At 71.0% G+C, this 17,922-nt stretch carries 20 protein-coding genes; 6 read left to right on the top strand and 14 right to left on the bottom strand.

The genetic code is table 11. From position 1 onward, the window contains the following. Nucleotides 1–16 precede the first annotated feature (16 nt). Nucleotides 17–1,108, bottom strand: a complete 1,092-nt coding sequence (gene cds1, locus EV382_RS26960) for an L-cysteine desulfhydrase Cds1 (RefSeq protein ID WP_130406385.1) — start codon at nucleotides 1,106–1,108, stop codon at nucleotides 17–19. 42 nt (nucleotides 1,109–1,150) lie between these two features. After that, entirely contained in the window at nucleotides 1,151–1,609 is a 459-nt protein-coding gene (locus EV382_RS26955; protein ID WP_091395696.1) for an Lrp/AsnC family transcriptional regulator, read from the bottom strand. 270 nt (nucleotides 1,610–1,879) lie between these two features. On the opposite strand from EV382_RS26955, the gene EV382_RS26950 reads away from it, so the two are divergent. Next, complete coding sequence (locus EV382_RS26950) at nucleotides 1,880–2,146, top strand: BldC family transcriptional regulator (protein WP_007454516.1); 267 nt, start codon at nucleotides 1,880–1,882, stop codon at nucleotides 2,144–2,146. Nucleotides 2,147–2,205: 59 nt separating this feature from the next. On the opposite strand, the gene EV382_RS26945 is transcribed toward EV382_RS26950, so the two are convergent. Continuing rightward, nucleotides 2,206–2,835, bottom strand: coding sequence for a UbiX family flavin prenyltransferase (locus tag EV382_RS26945; RefSeq protein WP_130406383.1), 630 nt, complete (start codon nucleotides 2,833–2,835; stop codon nucleotides 2,206–2,208). 150 nt (nucleotides 2,836–2,985) lie between these two features. Here EV382_RS26945 and EV382_RS26940 point away from each other — a divergent pair, with 150 nt between their 5' ends. Continuing rightward, nucleotides 2,986–3,969 carry a terpene synthase family protein gene (locus EV382_RS26940; protein WP_130406381.1) on the top strand — a complete coding sequence of 328 codons (984 nt, stop codon included), beginning with the start codon at nucleotides 2,986–2,988 and terminating at the stop codon, nucleotides 3,967–3,969. Between the two features lie 35 nt (nucleotides 3,970–4,004). On the opposite strand, the gene mqnP is transcribed toward EV382_RS26940, so the two are convergent. Together mqnP and EV382_RS26930 are read right to left on the bottom strand one after the other, a co-directional pair. Next, nucleotides 4,005–4,916 carry a menaquinone biosynthesis prenyltransferase MqnP gene (mqnP, locus tag EV382_RS26935; protein WP_130406379.1) on the bottom strand — a complete coding sequence of 304 codons (912 nt, stop codon included), beginning with the start codon at nucleotides 4,914–4,916 and terminating at the stop codon, nucleotides 4,005–4,007. Further along, nucleotides 4,916–6,376: a menaquinone biosynthesis decarboxylase gene (locus EV382_RS26930; RefSeq protein ID WP_130406377.1), complete on the bottom strand. Its 1,461-nt coding sequence runs from the start codon at nucleotides 6,374–6,376 to the stop codon at nucleotides 4,916–4,918. The genes mqnP and EV382_RS26930 overlap by 1 nt, the downstream gene beginning before the upstream one ends. Nucleotides 6,377–6,798: 422 nt before the next feature. Between EV382_RS26930 and EV382_RS26925 the strand changes: the two genes are divergently transcribed. Next, nucleotides 6,799–7,674 (top strand): alpha/beta fold hydrolase, encoded by an 876-nt coding sequence (locus tag EV382_RS26925; protein WP_130406375.1) that lies wholly within the window; start codon nucleotides 6,799–6,801, stop codon nucleotides 7,672–7,674. An 82-nt stretch (nucleotides 7,675–7,756) separates the two neighbouring features. Here the strand turns inward: EV382_RS26925 and EV382_RS26920 are convergent, their stop codons facing one another. After that, nucleotides 7,757–8,338, bottom strand: coding sequence for a carboxymuconolactone decarboxylase family protein (locus EV382_RS26920; protein WP_130406373.1), 582 nt, complete (start codon nucleotides 8,336–8,338; stop codon nucleotides 7,757–7,759). An 83-nt stretch (nucleotides 8,339–8,421) separates the two neighbouring features. Between EV382_RS26920 and EV382_RS26915 the strand changes: the two genes are divergently transcribed. Continuing rightward, entirely contained in the window at nucleotides 8,422–8,898 is a 477-nt protein-coding gene (locus EV382_RS26915; RefSeq protein ID WP_130406371.1) for a MarR family winged helix-turn-helix transcriptional regulator, read from the top strand. Nucleotides 8,899–8,925: 27 nt separating this feature from the next. Here EV382_RS26915 and EV382_RS26910 read toward each other — a convergent pair whose 3' ends face one another. Together EV382_RS26910 and EV382_RS26905 are read right to left on the bottom strand one after the other, a co-directional pair. Beyond that, nucleotides 8,926–9,114, bottom strand: a complete 189-nt coding sequence (locus tag EV382_RS26910; RefSeq protein WP_130406369.1) for a DUF397 domain-containing protein — start codon at nucleotides 9,112–9,114, stop codon at nucleotides 8,926–8,928. Continuing rightward, nucleotides 9,105–9,809 carry a DUF5753 domain-containing protein gene (locus EV382_RS26905; RefSeq protein ID WP_208758502.1) on the bottom strand — a complete coding sequence of 235 codons (705 nt, stop codon included), beginning with the start codon at nucleotides 9,807–9,809 and terminating at the stop codon, nucleotides 9,105–9,107. Before EV382_RS26905 ends, EV382_RS26910 begins: the two co-directional genes overlap by 10 nt. A gap of 196 nt (nucleotides 9,810–10,005) precedes the next feature. Here EV382_RS26905 and EV382_RS26900 point away from each other — a divergent pair, with 196 nt between their 5' ends. Next, nucleotides 10,006–11,355 (top strand): hypothetical protein, encoded by a 1,350-nt coding sequence (locus tag EV382_RS26900; RefSeq protein WP_130406367.1) that lies wholly within the window; start codon nucleotides 10,006–10,008, stop codon nucleotides 11,353–11,355. 66 nt (nucleotides 11,356–11,421) lie between these two features. On the opposite strand, the gene ccsB is transcribed toward EV382_RS26900, so the two are convergent. From ccsB to hemL, 6 genes are read right to left on the bottom strand one after another with little or no spacing between them, the layout of a single operon-like run. Further along, nucleotides 11,422–12,399 carry a c-type cytochrome biogenesis protein CcsB gene (ccsB, locus tag EV382_RS26895; protein ID WP_130406365.1) on the bottom strand — a complete coding sequence of 326 codons (978 nt, stop codon included), beginning with the start codon at nucleotides 12,397–12,399 and terminating at the stop codon, nucleotides 11,422–11,424. After that, nucleotides 12,399–14,024 (bottom strand): cytochrome c biogenesis protein ResB, encoded by a 1,626-nt coding sequence (gene resB, locus EV382_RS26890; RefSeq protein WP_130406363.1) that lies wholly within the window; start codon nucleotides 14,022–14,024, stop codon nucleotides 12,399–12,401. The genes ccsB and resB overlap by 1 nt, the downstream gene beginning before the upstream one ends. Beyond that, nucleotides 14,024–14,839 (bottom strand): cytochrome c biogenesis CcdA family protein, encoded by an 816-nt coding sequence (locus tag EV382_RS26885; protein WP_130406361.1) that lies wholly within the window; start codon nucleotides 14,837–14,839, stop codon nucleotides 14,024–14,026. The genes resB and EV382_RS26885 overlap by 1 nt, the downstream gene beginning before the upstream one ends. Further along, on the bottom strand, nucleotides 14,839–15,408 hold the full coding sequence (locus EV382_RS26880) for a TlpA family protein disulfide reductase (protein ID WP_130406359.1): 570 nt from the start codon (nucleotides 15,406–15,408) through the stop codon (nucleotides 14,839–14,841). Before EV382_RS26880 ends, EV382_RS26885 begins: the two co-directional genes overlap by 1 nt. Then, nucleotides 15,408–16,055, bottom strand: a complete 648-nt coding sequence (locus tag EV382_RS26875) for a histidine phosphatase family protein (RefSeq protein ID WP_130406357.1) — start codon at nucleotides 16,053–16,055, stop codon at nucleotides 15,408–15,410. Before EV382_RS26875 ends, EV382_RS26880 begins: the two co-directional genes overlap by 1 nt. Before the next feature lie 6 nt (nucleotides 16,056–16,061). Next, entirely contained in the window at nucleotides 16,062–17,399 is a 1,338-nt protein-coding gene (gene hemL, locus EV382_RS26870) for a glutamate-1-semialdehyde 2,1-aminomutase (protein WP_130406355.1), read from the bottom strand. Nucleotides 17,400–17,583: 184 nt separating this feature from the next. Between hemL and EV382_RS26865 the strand changes: the two genes are divergently transcribed. Beyond that, nucleotides 17,584–17,919 carry an STAS domain-containing protein gene (locus EV382_RS26865; RefSeq protein ID WP_007454492.1) on the top strand — a complete coding sequence of 112 codons (336 nt, stop codon included), beginning with the start codon at nucleotides 17,584–17,586 and terminating at the stop codon, nucleotides 17,917–17,919. The last annotated feature ends 3 nt before the right edge of the window (nucleotides 17,920–17,922 follow it).

Here is a 17,922-nt window from a genome sequence, read left to right as displayed (position 1 = left end):
GCGGTGCGCACCCGATTCAGCTGGGCCAGGCTCCGCTGGCCAGGAAGCGGTCGATGGTGGCCAGGTGCGGGGTCAGGTCGAGGCCCTGGGCGGCCACCCAGTCGTCGGCGTAGTACGTGTCGGCGTACCGGTCGCCCGGGTCGCAGATCAGGGTGACCACCGAGCCGGTCCGACCCTCGGCGAGCATCCCGGCGATCAGGCCGAACGCGCCCCACAGGTTGGTGCCGGTGGACCCGCCCACCCGGCGACCGAGCAGCGCCGATCCGGCGCGCATGGCGGCCAGCGACGCCGCGTCCGGCACCTGGACCATGCGGTCCACCACCGAGGGCAGGAACGACGCCTCCACGGTGGGCCGGCCGATCCCCTCGATGCGGGAGCCTTTGCCGGTCCGTACCGACCAGTCGGCGGCAAGCCAGGCCGGGTAGAACGCCGAGTTCTCCGGGTCGACCACACAGAGCTTGGTGGCGAGCCGGCGGTACCGGGCGTACCGGCCGATTGTCGCGCTGGTGCCCCCGGTGCCGGCGCCCACCACGACCCAGGCGGGGATCGGGTGCCGTTCCAACTCCAACTGCGCGTAGATCGACTCGGCGATGTTGTTGTTGCCCCGCCAGTCGGTCGCCCGCTCGGCGTAGGTGAACTGGTCCATGAAGTGCCCGCCGGAGTCCTCGGCGAGCCACCGGGCCTCGACCACCACACTGGCCGGGTCGTCCACCAGGTGGCACCGGCCGCCCTGGAACTCGATCTGCGCGATCTTCTCCGGGGAGGTGGAGGCGGGCATCACCGCGATGAACGGCAGGCCGAGCATCCGGGCGAAGTACGCCTCGGAGACCGCCGTGGAACCCGACGACGCTTCGACGATCGTGGTGCGCGGCCCGATCCAGCCGTTGCACAGCCCGTAGAGGAACAGCGAGCGGGCCAGCCGGTGCTTCAGCGAGCCGGTGGGGTGTGACGACTCGTCCTTGAGATAGAGGTCGATCCCCCACTCCCGGGGCAGCGGCAACGGCAGTAGGTGGGTGTCGGCCGACCGGTTCGCGTCCGCCTCGACGGCGGCGATCGCCTCGGTCACCCAGGTCCGGCTGGCCTCGTCGCACCGGTCGAGATGAGTCACAGTCGGAAACGTAGCAAGCTGGCCAGCGGTGGTCAGCGGCGGTCAGGCCGCGGGCGGGCCGACCGGCTGCGGGCGGTTCTCCCACTTCGTGGAGAGGGCGATGGCGGTACGGGTGGAGGCGACCCCCGGCGTCCGGTTCAACCGCACGATCAACTGCTCCAGTTCGGCGATCGTGCCGACCCGCGCCTTGAGGAGGAAGGACTCCACGCCGGCCATGAAGTAGCAGGATTCGATCTCGGGCAGCACCCGCAGCGACTCCAGCATGTCGTCGCTGTCGGCGCCGGAGTCCTCGACGATGCCGATCAGCGCGGTGACGCCCAGCCCGATCGACTCGGGGGCCACGTCCGCGCGGTAGCCCCGAACCACCCCGCTGCTCTCCAGCTTGCCGACCCGCTCGTGCACGGCCGGGGCCGAGAGGCCCACCTGTCGGGCCAGCTCGGCGTACGAGAGGCGGGCATTGCCGCGCAGCAGGTCAACGAGGCTCAGGTCGATGGCGTCCACAGAGAGTGACCTTAACCGTTCAGGCGTAACGTGCGCCCCTCGGCACCTGTTGGACTGAGCGGTGAGTCACTGTTCGCAAACCGCCGGTCAAGGCAGAGGTAGCACCAGTAACATTACTAACTCCCCACTCAGTGCATTTTTCGCGTTTGGGCGGACAGGCCCTGTCCCTGGTGCTGTAATTGCCATACGTCCCTCATGACGGCTCTGGGCTACGCACCAGCCGGGGGCAGTGTGTTCAGCCGGGGGCTTCGTCGACGCGAGGAGGGGGCTGTGGACACTGGAGATCGCCTGCTGACACCGGGTGAGGTCGCCGCGCTGTTTCGGGTAGACCCGAAAACTGTGACGAGATGGGCGGCGGCCGGCCGGATAGGAAGCATCCGGACTCCAGGCGGGCATCGCCGGTTTCGGGAATCCGAGGTGCGGGCCCTGCTTGAGGGGGAGGGCATGCTGGACGAGGTGGATGAGGTCGGAAAGCCACGCAATGTGGGGCCGGCCGCTTCCACGGGGCCGGGTCCGGCCAACGCCGGCATGTACTGAACTGGTGCGGACAACGCCACGCGGACCGGACACCAGTCCGGTCCGCGTCCCGCTTCGGCTCAGCTTCGGGCTGCGCCGAGCTGGCCGGACCACCTGCGGAACAGGGTGTGCGGGACGCCGAGGGCGTCCAGCACCTTGCCCGCCACGAAGTCGACCAGTTGCTGCGCGCTGGCCGCCGCGCCGGCACCGTAGAAGCCGGGGCTGGCCGGCAGCACCACCGCGCCGGCGTCGTGCAGCGCCAGGAGGTGCTCCAGGTGGCTGCGGGTCACCGGTGTCTCCCGGGGAACCATCACCACGGGACGCCGTTCCTTGAGGTTGACCTCGGCGGCGCGCTGCAACAGGTCCTTGGAGAGCCCGATCGCCACGCCCGCGCAGGCCGCCGTGCTGGCCGGGACGACGGCCATCCCGCGTACCCGGTAGGAGCCGCTGCTCGGCCCGGCGGCCAGGTCACCGGCGGGCCAGTGCCGCACATCCGCCGCGGTCAGGTCCCGGTCGAGCCAGGCGGCGAGGTCCTCGGCCCAGTGCCCGTCACGGAAGGGCCGGCCGGTCTCGTCGAGCACGGTGAGTCGTGCCGCCCGGGACACGATCAGGTCCACCGGCTCGCCCGCGTCGAGCAGTCCGCCGATGACGGCCGCCGCGTACGGCGTGCCGGAGGCACCGGAGACCCCGACCACCCATGGTTCCCGCATACCCCCAGCCTGCCTGGTCCGACCGGTCCGCTGATGGGCACCCCCGGATGATCGGGTCGAACATGTCGGACGGGGTACCTGCGCACCTCGTCGACCTGGCATGCTGCCGCTGGCAATTCGCACCGGAACCATCTCGCGGAGGAGGCATCGGTGACGACCGTCGAGATCCTCCGGGCCCTGCGTGCCGAATGTCCGATCCCGTCCCGGCTTCCACCGCACGCCGACCGGGTGCAGGATTGGCTGCTCGGTCTGCTACCCGAGCTTGGCTTTCCCCTGGACGACGCCGCGCTGAACCGGCTGTCCCGGGGGGCCTTCGCCCGGTACGCCGGACGGCTCTACCCGGAGGCGAGCGAAGCTGACCTGCGGGTGCTGGCCGCGCTGTTCACCTGGTTCTTCCTGGTCGACGACGCCTGCGACGGGCCGAACCGGTTGACCCCTGAGCAGATCCGGGCGCTGCGCGACAGCACGCTGGCGGTGCTGCACGGCGGCACCCGGCTGCGGCAGACCGGGCTGACCGGCCCGCTGCGGCGACTGCTGGTGCTGGCCTGGCGGGAGCCGCGCCGCCGGATGCCGGCCCGGTGGCGGCAGCGTTTCGCCGACGCGGTCGCCCGGCACCTCGACGGCACCTGGCAGGAGGCGGTCAACAAGGAAGCCGGCCGCCGTCCCGGCGTCGACGAGTACGTCGAGTTGCGTCGGTCGACCTCGGCGGCGGAGGTGTCGTACCCGCTGGTGGAGTTCGTCAGGGGCCGCCCGCTGCCCGACCCGGTCTACCACCATCCGCTGCTGCGTCAGATCGCCCGCACCGGCAACGACCTGCTCTCCTGGTACAACGACCTGGCCTCGCTGGACCGGGACCGGGCGACGGCCGGCGGGCACAACCTGGTCCTCGCCCTCCAGGCCGAGCTGGCCGGGTCGGAGGCGGAGGCGGTCGACCGGGCAGCCCAGCACTGGCGGGAGGCGATGCGACGCTTCGTCGCGCTGCGGGCCGCGGTGCCGTCGTTCGGGCCGGCGTTGGACACGACGGTCGCCGACTATCTCGACGGGGTCGCGTACGCGGTGCGCGGGACCGTCGACTGGACCTTCGAGAGCGCCCGCTACCCGGTCAGCACCGCGCCGCCCGGCTCAGGGCCGTAGGCCGAGCTGGATCGGGGTCGTAGGCCGAGCCGGAATCAGGGCCGCAGGCCGAGCCGGATCACCAGGTCGAGCAGGGCGAAGAGGAACAGCGCGATGCCGACGAACCCGTTCGCGGTGAAGAACGCCCGGTTGACCTTGCTGAGGTCGGTCGGGGTGACCACCACGTGCTGGTAGGCGAACGCCACAGCGGTCAGCGCGAGCCCGATCCACCAGAGCCAGCCGAGATCGATCTGCGCACCGAACCAGATGAACAGCGCGAACGTCACCACGTGCGCGACAGTGGAAGCGTGCAGGGCGAAGCGTCGACCGTAGCGGGCGGGCACGCTGTGCACGCCGATCTCCCGGTCGATCTCGGAGTCCTGGCAGGCGTAGATCAGGTCGAAGCCGCCGATCCACAGCCCGACGGCCGCGCCGAGCAGCCACGCCGGCCCGGAGCCGTCCAGGGTGCCGGTGACCGCCAGCCAGGCGCCGACCGGGCCGACGGCCTGGGCGACCCCGAGGATGGCGTGCGGCCAGTTGGTGAACCGCTTGGCGTAGGGGTAGACGACCAGCGGCACTACTGCGAGCGGCGCGAGCACCAGGCAGAGCGGGTTGAGCAGGGCGGCAGCGACGAGGAAGACCACCAGCGCGACGGCCGCGCCGGTCCAGGCCGTCCGCACGCTCACCGCTCCGGTGACCAGTTCCCGCCCGGCGGTACGCGGATTCCGCGCGTCGATCTTGCGGTCGAGGATCCGGTTGGCGGCCATCGCGAACGTCCGCGCCCCGACCATCGCCACGGTGATCAGCAGCAGGTCGAGCCACCGTACCCGCCCATCGAGGGCCCGCATCGCGGCCAACGCGGAGAGGAACGCGAACGGTAGCGCGAACACGGAGTGCTCGACGGCGACGAGCTTCAGGAAGGACCTGGTCCGGCCCGGCTTCGCTGCCGGTGCGTCGAGGACGGCCATCAGATCCCGTACTCCTTCCAGCGCTTGTCGACCAGGGCCGCGACTTCCGGGCTCATGCTCATCTCCTCCGGCCAACCACGGGTGTAGCCCTCGGTGGGCAGTTTGCGGGTGGCGTCGACACCAGCCTTGCCGCCCCAGAACTGCTGGTACGACGAGTGATCGAGGTGATCCACCGGCCCCTCGGTGAGCAGCAGGTCCCGCGCGTAGTCGACGTTGCCGAAGGCCCGGAAGGCGACCTCGTTGTAGTCGTGCACGTCGCAGTCCTCGTCGACGATCACGATCAGCTTGGTCAGCGACATCAGGTGCGCGCCCCAGATCGCGTTCATCACCTTCTGCGCGTGCTTCGGGTAGCGCTTACGGATCGAGACGATCGCGCAGTTGTGGAAAACACCGGCGGCCGGCAGGTCGTAGTCGACGATGTCCGGGATCATCAGCTTGAGCAGCGGCTGGAAGATCCGCTCGGTGGCCTTGCCCAGGCCGTGGTCCTCCTGCGGCGGCTTCGACGTGACGATCGAGTGGTAGACCGGCTTGCGCTGCATGGTCATCGCCTCGATGTGCAGCACGGGGAACGGCTCGACCGGCGTGTAGTAGCCGGTGTGGTCGCCGAACGGCCCCTCGGGCAGCCGCTCACCGGGCTCCAGGTAGCCCTCCAGCACGATCTGCGCGTGCGCCGGCACCTGCAACGGCACGGTGAGGCAGTCGACCATCTCCACCCGTTCGCCGCGCAGGAACCCGGCGAACAGGTACTCGTCGATGTCGCTGGGCAGTGGCGCGCTGGCCGCGTACGAGACGACCGGGTCGCAGCCGATCGCGACCGCGACCGGCAGGCGCTGCCCGAGCCGCTCGGCGACCGCGTGGTGCGCCGTCGAGTCCTTGTGGATCTGCCAGTGCATGCCCAGGGTGTTGCGGCCGTGCTGCTGGAGTCGGTACAGGCCGAGGTTGCGCTTGCCGGTCTCCGGGTGCTTGGTGTGGGTCAGCCCGTAGTTGTGGAAGACCCCGCCGTCGTCGGGCCAGACCTGCAACCCCGGCAGCCGGTTGAGGTCCACGTCCTCACCCCGGTAGACGACCTCCTGGCAGGGGGCGGTCTTCACCTTGCGCGGTGGCACCGACTTGAGCTGCATGACCTTGCCGAGACCCTCGCGGATGCCCGACCAGCCGACCGGCAACTCCGGCTTGATCAGCGCGCCGATCCGGGCACCGACCTCGTCCAGGGAGTCGACACCGAGGGCCATCGCCATCCGCTTCTCGGTGCCGAACAGGTTGATCGCCACCGGCATCTCGCCCCGGGTCGGACGCTCGAAGAGCAGCGCCGGGCCGCCAGCCCGCACCGTGCGGGTGACCACCTCGCTCATCTCCAGGGTCGGGTCGACCGGGACGTCGACCCGGCGCAACTCCCCCGCGCGCTCCAGCGCCGCGATGAAGTCCTTGAGATCGGTGTACGGGAAGCCACGAGCCGCCATGTCGCCCAGTCTCCCGCACCGGCTCCGGTACGCCCCAAGCCGGGTGCTGTGACACCCGCGACCGCCCGCGCGCCTGCGGCCCACCGCTTGATCCACTCGGCTTGATCCACTCGGGTTTCCGGAAGTCGGGGTGTCCGACGGCCTGGGACGGCCCGACTTCCTGAAACCCGAGTGGATCAACGGCCGTCTCGCGCATGGCGGGCGGTGGAGCGGGTAGGCCAGGCCACTGCCGGGCCGGCCGCCCGGCGGCGGCCTGGCAGGCGGGGGCGGACGGCAGGCAGCAGGCAGGCGGAGCGGGCGGCGGGCCGACAGGCGGAGCGGGCGGCGGGCCGACAGGCGGGGCGGACGGCACGCGGCGGGCGGGACGGCAGAGGACGCACGGGCGGGCGGCGCGCGGGCGAGGCGGGCGGGCGGAGGCGGCGATGGGTGGCGAGCGGGTTCCGGCGGGGTTCACCGAGCAGCGGGCGCGGGTCGACCAGATCACCATGAACTACGTCCGGGGCGGGGCCGGCCCGCCCCTGGTGCTGCTGCACGGTTACCCGCAGTGCTGGCACATGTGGCGGCACCTGCTGCCCGAGTTGGGGCGCTCCTTCGACGTGGTCGCGCCCGACCTGCGCGGCTTCGGCGGCAGCGACGCCCCGGACGGCGGATACGACAAGAAGACCGTCGCCGCCGATCTGCACGGACTGCTCGACCAGCTCGGCCTGGTCGGTGACCTCCGGCTGGTCGGGCACGACCTGGGGACCATGGTGGCGTACGCGTACGCCGCCGCCCACGCGCAGCGGGTGAGTCGGCTGGTCCTCAGCGAGGCGCCGATCCCCGACGAGAGCATCTACACGTTCCCCGCGCTCACCGCAGGCGGGCCCGGGGTGTGGAACTTCGGCTACTTCTCCATCGGCAACGGGCTTCCGGAGGCGCTGGTCAGCGGGCGGGAGTCACTCTGGGTGGACCGGTTCACCGACGCCCTGATGGTGCGCAAGGGCAGCATCGCCGCGCCCGACGTCGAGGAGTTCGCCAGCCATCTGCGCGACCCGGCGCAGCTGCGGGCCAGCTTCGCCTACTTCCGGGCGTTCGACCAGGACATCGCCGACAACGCGACGTACCGGGGCACGAAGCTGACGATGCCGGTGCTGGCGGTCGGTGCGGCGGCCAGCCTCGGTGACCAGGTCGCCCAGCAGGTGCGCCGGTACGCCGACACGGTCCGCGGTGAGGTTGTCGAGGACTGCGGGCACTGGCTGTACGAGGAGCGCCCGGACGAGATGCTCGCCCTGCTGCGCGACTTCCTCGGGGCGGCCTGAGCAACCCTCGAACCTCCACTAGTTGATCAAGAGGTTTGCGTCATCCGGAGCCCCTCCGGTGACGCAAACCTCTTGATCAACGCTAGTGCGGGGCATGGTTGGCGGACGATCGAGTGGTGGGCGTCCAGGCGTGGGCGGCCAGCGGCGGGTCGAGCGGTGCCCGGGTGAGCCGGTTGGCGAAGGTGGACATGGTGTACGCGCCGACGCCGAGCACCACGTCCAGCGCGTGTCGGGGCTGGTAGCCGGCGCTCAGGAAGTCGTCCAACTCGTCGTCGGGCACGCCGCCCCGGTGGTCGAGCACGGCCAGCGTGAACCGGCGCAGCGCTTCCAGCCGCGGCTCGGGGAGCGCCGAACCGGCACGCAGCGCAGTGATCAGCTCGGCGGTCGCGCCGAGCTGGGTGAGCTTGCCGGTGTGCAGGGCTACGCAGAAATGGCATTCGTGACTGGTGGTGATCGCCAGGATGACCACCTCCCGCTCCAACGGGGCGAGGTCGGTCTGCTCGAAGCCCGCACTGGCGGTGAGGAAGCCGGTAAGCAGCTGCGGCGAATCGGCCATCAGCGCCACCGGGGTGGGCAGCCAGCCGAACCGACCGCGTACTCCCTCGATGGACCGACGGGCGCCGGCGGGTGCGGTCTCAGCGGTGTGGGCGGTGAAGACGGACATGGTTACCTGCTTTCCAGAGCCTGGGTGGGGGGACGTTACGATAGTCAACGTGGTTGACGAAATAGTAAACGTGGTTGTCGAACATGGCAACCGCTGACCCCGCCCGCCCCGGCTTCCAGTTGCCGCTGCTGCTGTTGGCCGGCTTCCGGACGCTGATCGACGACCTGCATGCCGAACTGGCCCGGGAGGGGCATCCGGAGCTGCGACCGCTGCACGGATTCGTGCTCCAGGCCGTCGGCGCGGCCGGCACCACCGCCACCGAGCTGGGCCAGCGGCTGGGCATCTCGAAACAGGCCGCCGGCAAGACCGTCGACCGGTTGGTCGCCGTCGGCTACCTGGAGCGGGTCGACGACCCCACCGACGCCCGACGGCGGCTGGTCCGGGTGACAGCGCGCGGCGCTGAGGGACTGCGCCGCTCGGCGGAAATCTTCGACCGACTACGCGCGCAGTGGGTCGAAACCCTCGGCCCGGAACGGGTCACCGCGATGGAGGACGACCTGCACACGATGGCCTCGGCCAACTGGTTCCGGCTCGACGTGCCCGGCTGGTTCGGCGGCTGATCGCGGGCTGCGCGGCTCAGTGGCCGGTCAGTGGGTGCGGGCCGGCTCGACGAAGGCGCGCCACGCGGCCGGGGTGAAGGTCAGCAGGCCGCCATCGCGGTCCTTGGAGTCACGGACGTGCACCCGGCCGGCCAGGTTGTCGGCGACCTCGACACACGCGCCGGCATCGTTGCCGCTGCGGGTGGACTTGCGCCAACGGGCTCCGGTCAGATCCATGGCTTCACGATCTCCTCGAGCAGGTCGATCGACTGCTGCCGGGGCAGCGCGTCACTGCGCAGACTCTCCCACCTTCCAAGCAGGGTCGCCACCTCGAAGATGTCGTCCACGGCAGTGCCGCCGGTCTGGCTGTCGAGAAAGCCGAGCCAACTGCCGTCGGTGATGCGGCCGAGGATGAACGGCCCGAAGAGGCCGGCGTGCAGCCCCACCCCCTGCGGCAGCACGTGCACGCGGATGTGCGGACGGCGGGCGCACGCCACCAGATGCCGCAGCTGACCAGCGAGCACCCCGGCGCAGCCCTCCGCGAAGCGTTGCAGGGCGGCCTCGTCGATCACGACGGTGAGCTGCGGCGGGTGCTCCCGGTCGAGGATCGTCTGCCGCTCCAGCCGGGCTGCCACCAACTCCTCCACCCGCTCGGCGGTGAGCCCCAGGTCGAGCCGGAACACCGCCCGGGCGTAGTCGGCGGTCTGCAACAGCCCCGGAACCATCGTCGCGCCGAAGCAGCGCAGCTGGGTAGCGACCCGCTCGACCTCCAGCCAGGGGCGGAACCAGACCGGCTCGCCGTCACGCCGACCCAGCTCGCGCAGCGAGACCAACAGGCCACCCGTGTCGAGCACCTCGTCGGCCCGGGTCAGGTACGCCTCGTTGGGCGCCGCCTGCCCCAGCTCGACGGCCGACACCACTGCGAGATCCACCCTGGTTTCAGGAAGTTGGGGCCTTCCAGGCCGCTGGACACCGCGACTTCATGAAGACCGAGTGGATCAACGGACGGAGGCGGATCAAGTGATCGAAGAGTGTCACAGGCAATCTCTAAGATCATGGATGCCGGCGGGCCGGGGGTGATGCGGCCCCGGCTTCTTCCGACCGGTTCAGCCCTTCTCGAGGAGATCGATGAGATCTGTGCACCTGACGCGCGGCCTGACCGCGTTCGTCGTGATCGTCGCGGGGATCGGCGTGGCGGCTGGGCCGGCTGCGGCAGAGGACGACCCCGGCTGGGTTGGCGGCTGGCTGGGTGATGTCACCGTCGGCGCATCCGGCGCCCCCGGCCGCACGGTGCCGCTGACCTTGAACAGCTCACGGGCTGTCCAGCCCCGGGTGACCCTCGACCTGACCGGCCTGGCCGGGGTGGCCAACGCCAGTTTCCCCTCCTGGTGCGTCACCGAGGGCGCCTCGGTCACCTGCCCGATGCCATCGACGGCCAACCCGGACGCGTCCGGCTCGGCCACCGGTGACGTGCCGGTGGTCTTCCACGCCGCCCCCGGCGCTGCCGACGGCGCGACCGGCACCCTCGCCTACACCACCTTCGGCGAGCAGACCGAGCCATACACCCAACAGTCGGTCGTCACCGTGCGATCCGGGCCTGACCTGCTCGACATGGTCAACGAGAACGTCGCCGGCGTCGATGTCGGTGACAGTTACGCCATGCCGGTGGCCGTGGTCAACGCCGGCGACCAGCCGGCTGTGGATCTTCGCCTCACCTTCCGTTTTCCGGTTGGCCTGGTTCCGGCCAGTTACCGCAACTGCCGCTACGGCACCGACCAAGCGCTCGGCACCAGGGTCGCCTGCACCGTGCGGGGCACGTTCGCACCCGGCCAGCGGCACGAACTGCGCGGTGGCTTCCCCACCGCTCTCGGTCCGGCCGCCCTCGGCAGTAAGCGAATCAACCAGATCGTGGAGCCGCTGGCCAGCGCCGAGCCGCTTCCGAGCAATGTGAAGTTCAAGAGCCGCGACGCCGACCAGGCACTGCGCCTACGGCCGGTCGGCGCGCCGCTCGACGTGGTTCCGGTCGAGGTGACCAGCGCCGGCGGCGGGACCTACCTGGATCAGATCCGGGGCGCCTTCGACATCGTGGCCGAAGGTGCCGCCGTTACCGGAGCTGTCGGTGACACCGTCCAGGCCACCGTGGGCCTCCGCAATGTCGGGCCGGGCGCGCCGGACGGCACCAACTCCGGCGACGTCGTCGGCGCGTTCCACTTCACCCCACCCGTCGGCGTCACCGTCGTGGACCATCCCTCGGACTGCTGGCCGTTCGGCGACGACGAGGGCACCGCTGATGCACCGGCAACCTGGTACTGCGACGGGCGGGTGTCCGTGTTCCTCGCCGGGACCAGCCACACGGTCACGTTCGACCTGCGGATCGAACGACTCGGCGGCGCTGCCGGGCAGGTCGAGCCGCACGGCCGCTACCCGCGAGTGGACGACAACCCGAGCAACGACATCGCTCCGGTGATCGTGAGCTGACCGCGGCTGAACGATGCGGGCCGGTCACGGACGATCCCGTGGCCGGCCCGCGCGTCATCGAACAGGTCAGTTCAGCCCGCCGTACGAGTGCAGGCCGGTGAAGAAGATGTTCACGCCGAACAGGTTCATCAGCATGGTGAGGAAGCCGAGCACCGCGATCCAGGTGGCCACGTTGCGCTTGACGCTGGGCGTGGCGCGGGCGTGCAGGTAACCGGCGTACACCACCCAGGAGATGAACGCCCAGGTCTCCTTCGGGTCCCAGCCCCACGGCCGACCCCAGGCCGCCTCGGCCCAGATGGCACCGGCGATCACCGCGAAGGTGAAGATCGGGAAGGCGAAGGCGTGCAGCGCGAAGGTCAGCCGCTCCAGGCCGGCCGCGCCGGGCAGCCGCTTGGCCAGGGTGTACGGGAAACTCCGCTTGCCCTGCTCGTACCCGTTGCGCATCAGGAAGCCGACCGCCGGCACCACGCCGAGCAGGAAGATGCCGGACGCGAAGACGATCGTCGAGACGTGGATGACGAACCAGTACGAGTTCAGCGCCGGCACCAGCGGCACGATCGGCACGTACAGCACCAGCTCGGCGGTGGCGACCAGCAGCACCATCACGAGGGTGAGGAAGAGCCCGAGCTTGCGCAGCGACGGTCGCTTCCAGAGCACCACCAGCCAGGCGGCGACCCCGATGAACGTCACCGTGAGCACGAACTCGTACATGTTGCCCCAGGGCATCCGGTCTGCCGCGAGACCGCGGGTGACCAGCGCCGCCAGGTGCAGCACGGCGGCTACCGCGGTGGCTCCCACCCCGATCAGGCCCGCGAGCCGGGCCCGCCGGCCGGAACGGTCGGCCGGGGGCGGCGACGGGACCGACGCGGGCGGCGTCGGGATGACACCGCCGCCGGCTCCGACCCCGACCAACTCGCGCACCGGAGCCGCCGTGGCGACCCGGGTACGCACGTTGCCCAGGGCGTACTCGACGGCGTGCCCGATCATCGCGATCAGGTAGTAAAGGATCGCGAAGGTCACCAGATTGTCGGAGAGTGCGGACATCACTCGGCTCCTTCTCGCACGCCGGCCCGTTCGGCCGCGCCGTCGTCACCCTTGACCGCGGCGACGAGTTGGGTGAACTCGTCGGCGAACCCTGGATAGTCGGTACGCGGCAACCCACCGACCTCCATCAAGCTACTACCGCTTGTCGGAGATCCTTCCCCGGGGTCGCCCGGGACCACCCGGAAGAACACGCGGCGACGCTTCCCGAACAGCGAACCCATCAGCCCGACCAGCAGGACACCGCAGCTGAGCAGCAGCATCGTCGAGCCGGGATCGTGCCGGACGGAGAGGGTGACGTACCGCTCGGTGCCCAGGAACTCGACGGTCGTGCCGTCGTCCAACGTCCAGGTCTCGCCCTTGCGGAGCAGCTTGGTGCCGACTTCCTTGACCTTGCCGGTCCGCACCTGCCGCTGGTCGAGTTGGTAGACCGAGCCGGGGATGCCGGCGTCCAGGCCGAGGTTGCCCCGGTAGGCGACCAGGTTCAGCGCCGGGTTGCGCTCGGTCGGGTACTGCGAGCGGACGAACGGCGCCTGCTCGGGGGCCGTGGGCAGGTAGATGCCGGTGAACGCCATCTGCTGGTCCGGTGCGCGCTGGCCGGTCGCCGGGTCGACGTTGGCGTCCGGGAAGGCGGCCAGACCCTCGCTGGTCAGACCCATGTCGCCGGTCGTCAGGAACGGCTCGTCGCTGATCTGGCTGTTGCCGAACCGGTCGGTGTAGCGGATCACCGGGGCGTACCCGTGGCCGAGCAGGTAGACGCTCGCGTCGTTCAGGCGCAGCGGCGAGTTCACCGAGAAGTCGGCGCGGCGGGTCGGCTCGTCGGGGCCGTCGACGGTGACCGTGGCGTTGAAGAACTCGGGCTGACCGCTGTCGAGGAACCGGGCCTGGAAGTCGTCCAGCCGCAGGCAGAAGCGGGGCAGGTCGGCGCTGTTCACCCGCGGGCCGAGCTTCGCCTCGGCGTACTGCTGGCGGGTGTTGCAGAACGCGTTGTCCGCGCCGGCCACCAGCAGCCGGTTGCCGCTCCAGCCGTACCAGGAGCCGAGCGCCACGCCGATCAGCACGGCGATCAGCGAGGTGTGGAACAGCAGGTTGCCGGTCTCCTTGAGGTAGCCCTTCTCGGCGGAGACCTCGTCGCCGCGCACCTCGACGCGCCAGCGGCGCTTGCGCAGCACCTCGGCGATCGCCGCCGCGCCACCGGGCGGGGCGGGCAGCACGGTGTGCTGCGGCAGCCGGGCCATCCGCTTCGGCGCGGCCGGTGGCCGGGACCGCAGCGTGCGGACGTGATCCCGCAGCCGGGGCGTGATGCAACCGATCAGGGAGGTGAACAGCAGCAGGTAGATCGCGGAGAACCAGACCGAGCCGAAGACCTCGAACGCGCCGATCCGGTCCAGCCGTGGGGCCCAGTCCGGGTGGTCGACGAAGTACTCGTTGACCTTCTCCGGGCTGATTCCGCGCTGCGGCAGCACCGAGCCGGGGATGGCGGCGATGGCGAGCAGGAAGAGCAGGATCAGCGCCGTACGCATGCTGGTGAGCTGCCGCCACGAGTTGCGCAGCAGGGCCAGCAGCCGGTTCGGCCGGCGGCGGGGCGCGGGCGCCACGGTCTCCGGTCGGTCGTCGACGACCGTCATCAGATGCTCACCTCGCCCACCCCGACGGTGGTCTGCAGCCAGATCACGAAGCTCTGCCATCCGCCGGTGACCAGGGCCAGGCCGATCAGGATGAGCAGGGCGCCGCCGACCCGGGTGACCCAGCGGCTGTTGCGCCGGACGGCGCGGAAGACCCCGAGCAGGCGTTCGAAGCCCAGCCCGAAGACGACGAACGGTATCCCCAACCCGAGGCAGTACGCCACGGCCAGCACCACCGCGCGGTCGCTCTGCCCGCTGGTGGCGGCCATGCCCATCACCGCGCCGAGGGTGGGGCCGGTGCAGGGCACCCAGCTGAGCGCGAAGACCGCACCGAAGACCGGTGCGCCGAGCAGCCCGGCCGACGGCAGCCGGGAGATCCGGAACTCCCGTTGCAGGGCGGGGATCATCCCGAGGTAGCTCAAGCCGAGCACGATGATCAGCACGCCGACGCCGATCTGCAACTCGCGCTTGTAGTCGAAGAACACCCGGCCGATGCTGGCGAAGAGGATCGCGGTGGCTACGAAGACGACGGTGAAGCCGCCGATGAAGAGCAGCGTCCCGGCGAGCACCCGACCCTTGACGGCCACGGTCGTGGCCCGCTCCTTGACCGCGACACCCCCGCTGCCCGGTGCGGGATCGGCGGTCGGCCGGCGGCCCTCCAGGTCGGCCCCGGCCAGGCCGGTCACGTACGACAGGTAACCGGGGACGAGCGGGAGCACGCACGGGGACAGGAAGCTGACCAGGCCGGCCAGCGCCGCCGCGCCCATGGCGAGCAGCAGCGGCCCGTTGAGGGCCAACTGCCGGAAGGTCTCGCCCATCAGTTCGACGCCGGCTTCTCGGCGGCGATCCGCTCGACGATCGGTTGCAGGCCCTCCTGCTTGACGGCGGCCCGGATCACCGCCGCGATCCGACCCTCCCGGTCGAGGATCACCGTCGCCGGCACGCTGTTCGGCGGGATGTCCAGCGCGAGCGCCGTCTTGCTCGACGGGTCGAAGATGCTCGGGTAGGTGACCCGGCCCTTCTCGAACGCCTTGGCCTTGTCCCGCGAATCCTGCACGTTGATGCCGAGGAAGCTCACCCCGGAACCCTTGGTGGCCTGGTAGACGGCTTCCAGGTCGTCCGCCTCGGCGCGGCACGGCGCGCACCAGGAACCCCAGAAGTTGACCACCACCACCTGACCGCGAGCCTCGGTGACGTCGTAGGTGCCGCCGAGAAGCAGCTCACCGGCGAGTTTCGGTGGTGCGGAGCGCTGGTCCGGGGCGCACTCGAAGATCCCGTCGGTGGTGGTCGTGCAGGTCTTCTCCTGCGCCTTCGACGACGTGCAGCCGACCAGCGCCACCGCGGCGACGGTGGCGAGCAGTCCGGCGGTCCACCTCCGGGCGTTCATCAGGCCCCCTTGGCCGTCCGGGCGGTCGCGGAGAGAGCGATCAGGTGCGCGGCCGGCTCGCTGTAGCCGATGCCCTCCACCTTCGCGCCGTCGAAGTGGAACGAGGTGAGGCTGGCCAGCCCGCACTGCCGCTTGCGCGGGTCGTGCCAGAGCCGCTTGCGCTCGACGTAGCGGCGCAGCGTCCAGATCGGGAGCTGGTGCGACACCAGCACCGCCTCGCGGCCCTCGGCGGCGACCCGGGCGGCGTGCACGGCGGCGAACATCCGCTCGGCGATCACCCGGTACGCCTCGCCCCAGGACGGGGTCACCGGGTCGCGCAGCACCCACCAGTTGCGCGGGTCGCGGAACGACCCGTCACCCGGGGAGACCTTCTTGCCCTCGAACCAGTTGGCGCTCTCGATCAGCCGCTCGTCCACCCCGACCGGCAGCCCGAACTGGGCGGCGATCGGCTCGGCGGTCTGCTGGGCGCGCTCCAGCGGGCTGGCCACCACGTGCACGATCTCCCGCTCGGCCAGGCCCTGCGCGGCGGCCTTGGCCATCTGCACGCCCAGCTCGGAGAGGCGGAAACCGGGCAGCCGGCCGTAGAGGATCTGGTCGGGGTTGTGCACCTCACCGTGCCGCAGCACGTGAACCACCGTCTTCGCCACTGTCTGTTACCCCCCGTGACCGGCCGCTGCCGCTGCATTCGCCGCCGTCGGCAGCGCGGCCGCGATGTGCTCCAGAGCGGCATCGTCGATCGCCGCCGACACGAACCACGACTCGAACGCGCTCGGCGGCAGGTAGACGCCGTCGGCGAGCATCGAGTGGAAGAACGCCTTGAACGCCGGCACCTGCTGGGTGCGCGCGCTGTCGTAGTCGACCACGTCGGCGTCGGTGAAGAAGATCGAGAACATGCTGCCCGCGTACGACAGTCGGTGCGGGACCCCGGCGGCGGCCAACGCGTCGGACGCCAGCTTGCCCACCACGGCGGCCGTCTCGTCGAGGCGCTGGTACAGCGCGTCGTCGGCGAGCCGCAGCGTCGCCAGACCGGCGGCGCAGGCGAGCGGGTTACCGGAGAGGGTGCCGGCCTGGTAGACGGGGCCGGCCGGCGCGAGCCGGGCCATGATGTCCGCCCGCCCGCCGAACGCCGCCGCGGGCAGGCCACCACCCATGACCTTGCCGTACGTCCACAGGTCGGCGTCGGAGGCGTCGAGGCCGTGCCATCCGGCGCGGGAGACCCGGAACCCGGTCATCACCTCGTCCACCACGAGCAGGGCGCCGTGGGCGTGCGCGATCCGGGCGAGCTGCTGGTTGAAGCCGTCGCGGGGGGCCACCACGCCCATGTTGCCGGCGGCGGCCTCGGTGATCACCGCGGCGATGTGCGGGCCCTCGGCGGCGAAGACCTCCTCGACGGCCCGGATGTCGTTGTACGGGAGGACGATCGTCTCGCTGGCCGCCGCGCCGGTCACACCGGGCGAGTCGGGCAGGCCCAGGGTGGCCACGCCGGAGCCGGCGGCGGCGAGCAGAGCGTCGACGTGGCCGTGGTAGCAACCGGCGAACTTGACGATCTTCGAGCGGCCGGTGAAGCCGCGGGCCAGCCGGATCGCCGACATGGTCGCCTCGGTGCCGGAGTTGACCAGGCGGACCTGCTCGACCGGGGTCCGGGCGACGATCTCGGCCGCCAGCTCCACCTCACCGGGGGTGGGCGTACCGAAGCTGGTGCCCCGGGCCGCGGCGGCCTGGACGGCCTCCACCACCTCCGGGTGGGCGTGCCCGAGGATCAGCGGGCCCCACGAGCAGACCAGGTCGACGTAGCGGCGACCGTCGGCGTCGTACAGCCACGGGCCCTCACCACGGACCATGAAACGCGGGGTGCCGCCGACCGCCTGGAAGGCGCGCACAGGGGAGTTCACCCCGCCCGGCACGATGGCGCGGGCGCGGTCGAACAGGGCCTCGGAGGCCGGCGCGTCGGCTGGGTAGCGGCCGGATCCGGCGGAAAAGATGTCGGTCACGATGCCGCCATTGTGACAGCGCCGGACGGTCAACCAGCAGCCACCCCGTGGCTGGGTTACCCGGCTCACCCAGGACCTGGGCCCGTGAGCAGCGCCAACCCGGGCTTGTGGCCTGGACGCCGGCCCCGGCCGCGGCCCGTGGCCTCGACAGGCCGCGTCGGTCGGATCGCGCTAGGCTGACCGGGTGGATCGTGCCGAACTGTCCATCACGCTACACCGGACGGGCGACGAAGCAGTCTTGCGCCTGGCCGGTGAGATCGACATGCTCACGGCGGCGCAGCTCTCCACCGTCGTCAACGAGGTACTGGCCGACCCGCCCCCGCGGATCGTGCTCGACCTCGGCGGCGTCACCTTCTGCGACTCGCAGGGTCTGGGCACCCTGGTCGTGCTCAGCCGCAAGGCCAGCCACGCGCAGAGCCTGCTGATGCTGACCCACGTGGGTGACTTCCTGATCCGCGTGCTGGACATCACCGGTCTCCGCAGCGCCCTGATGATCCGCAACGACCAGCCCACCGGCTGAGCC

This window comes from Micromonospora violae (assembly GCF_004217135.1).
GTDB classification, from domain to species: Bacteria; Actinomycetota; Actinomycetes; order Mycobacteriales; family Micromonosporaceae; genus Micromonospora; species Micromonospora violae.
Note: the sequence above shows the minus strand (reverse complement) of the source record. Positions and strands in the feature narration are given on the sequence as shown.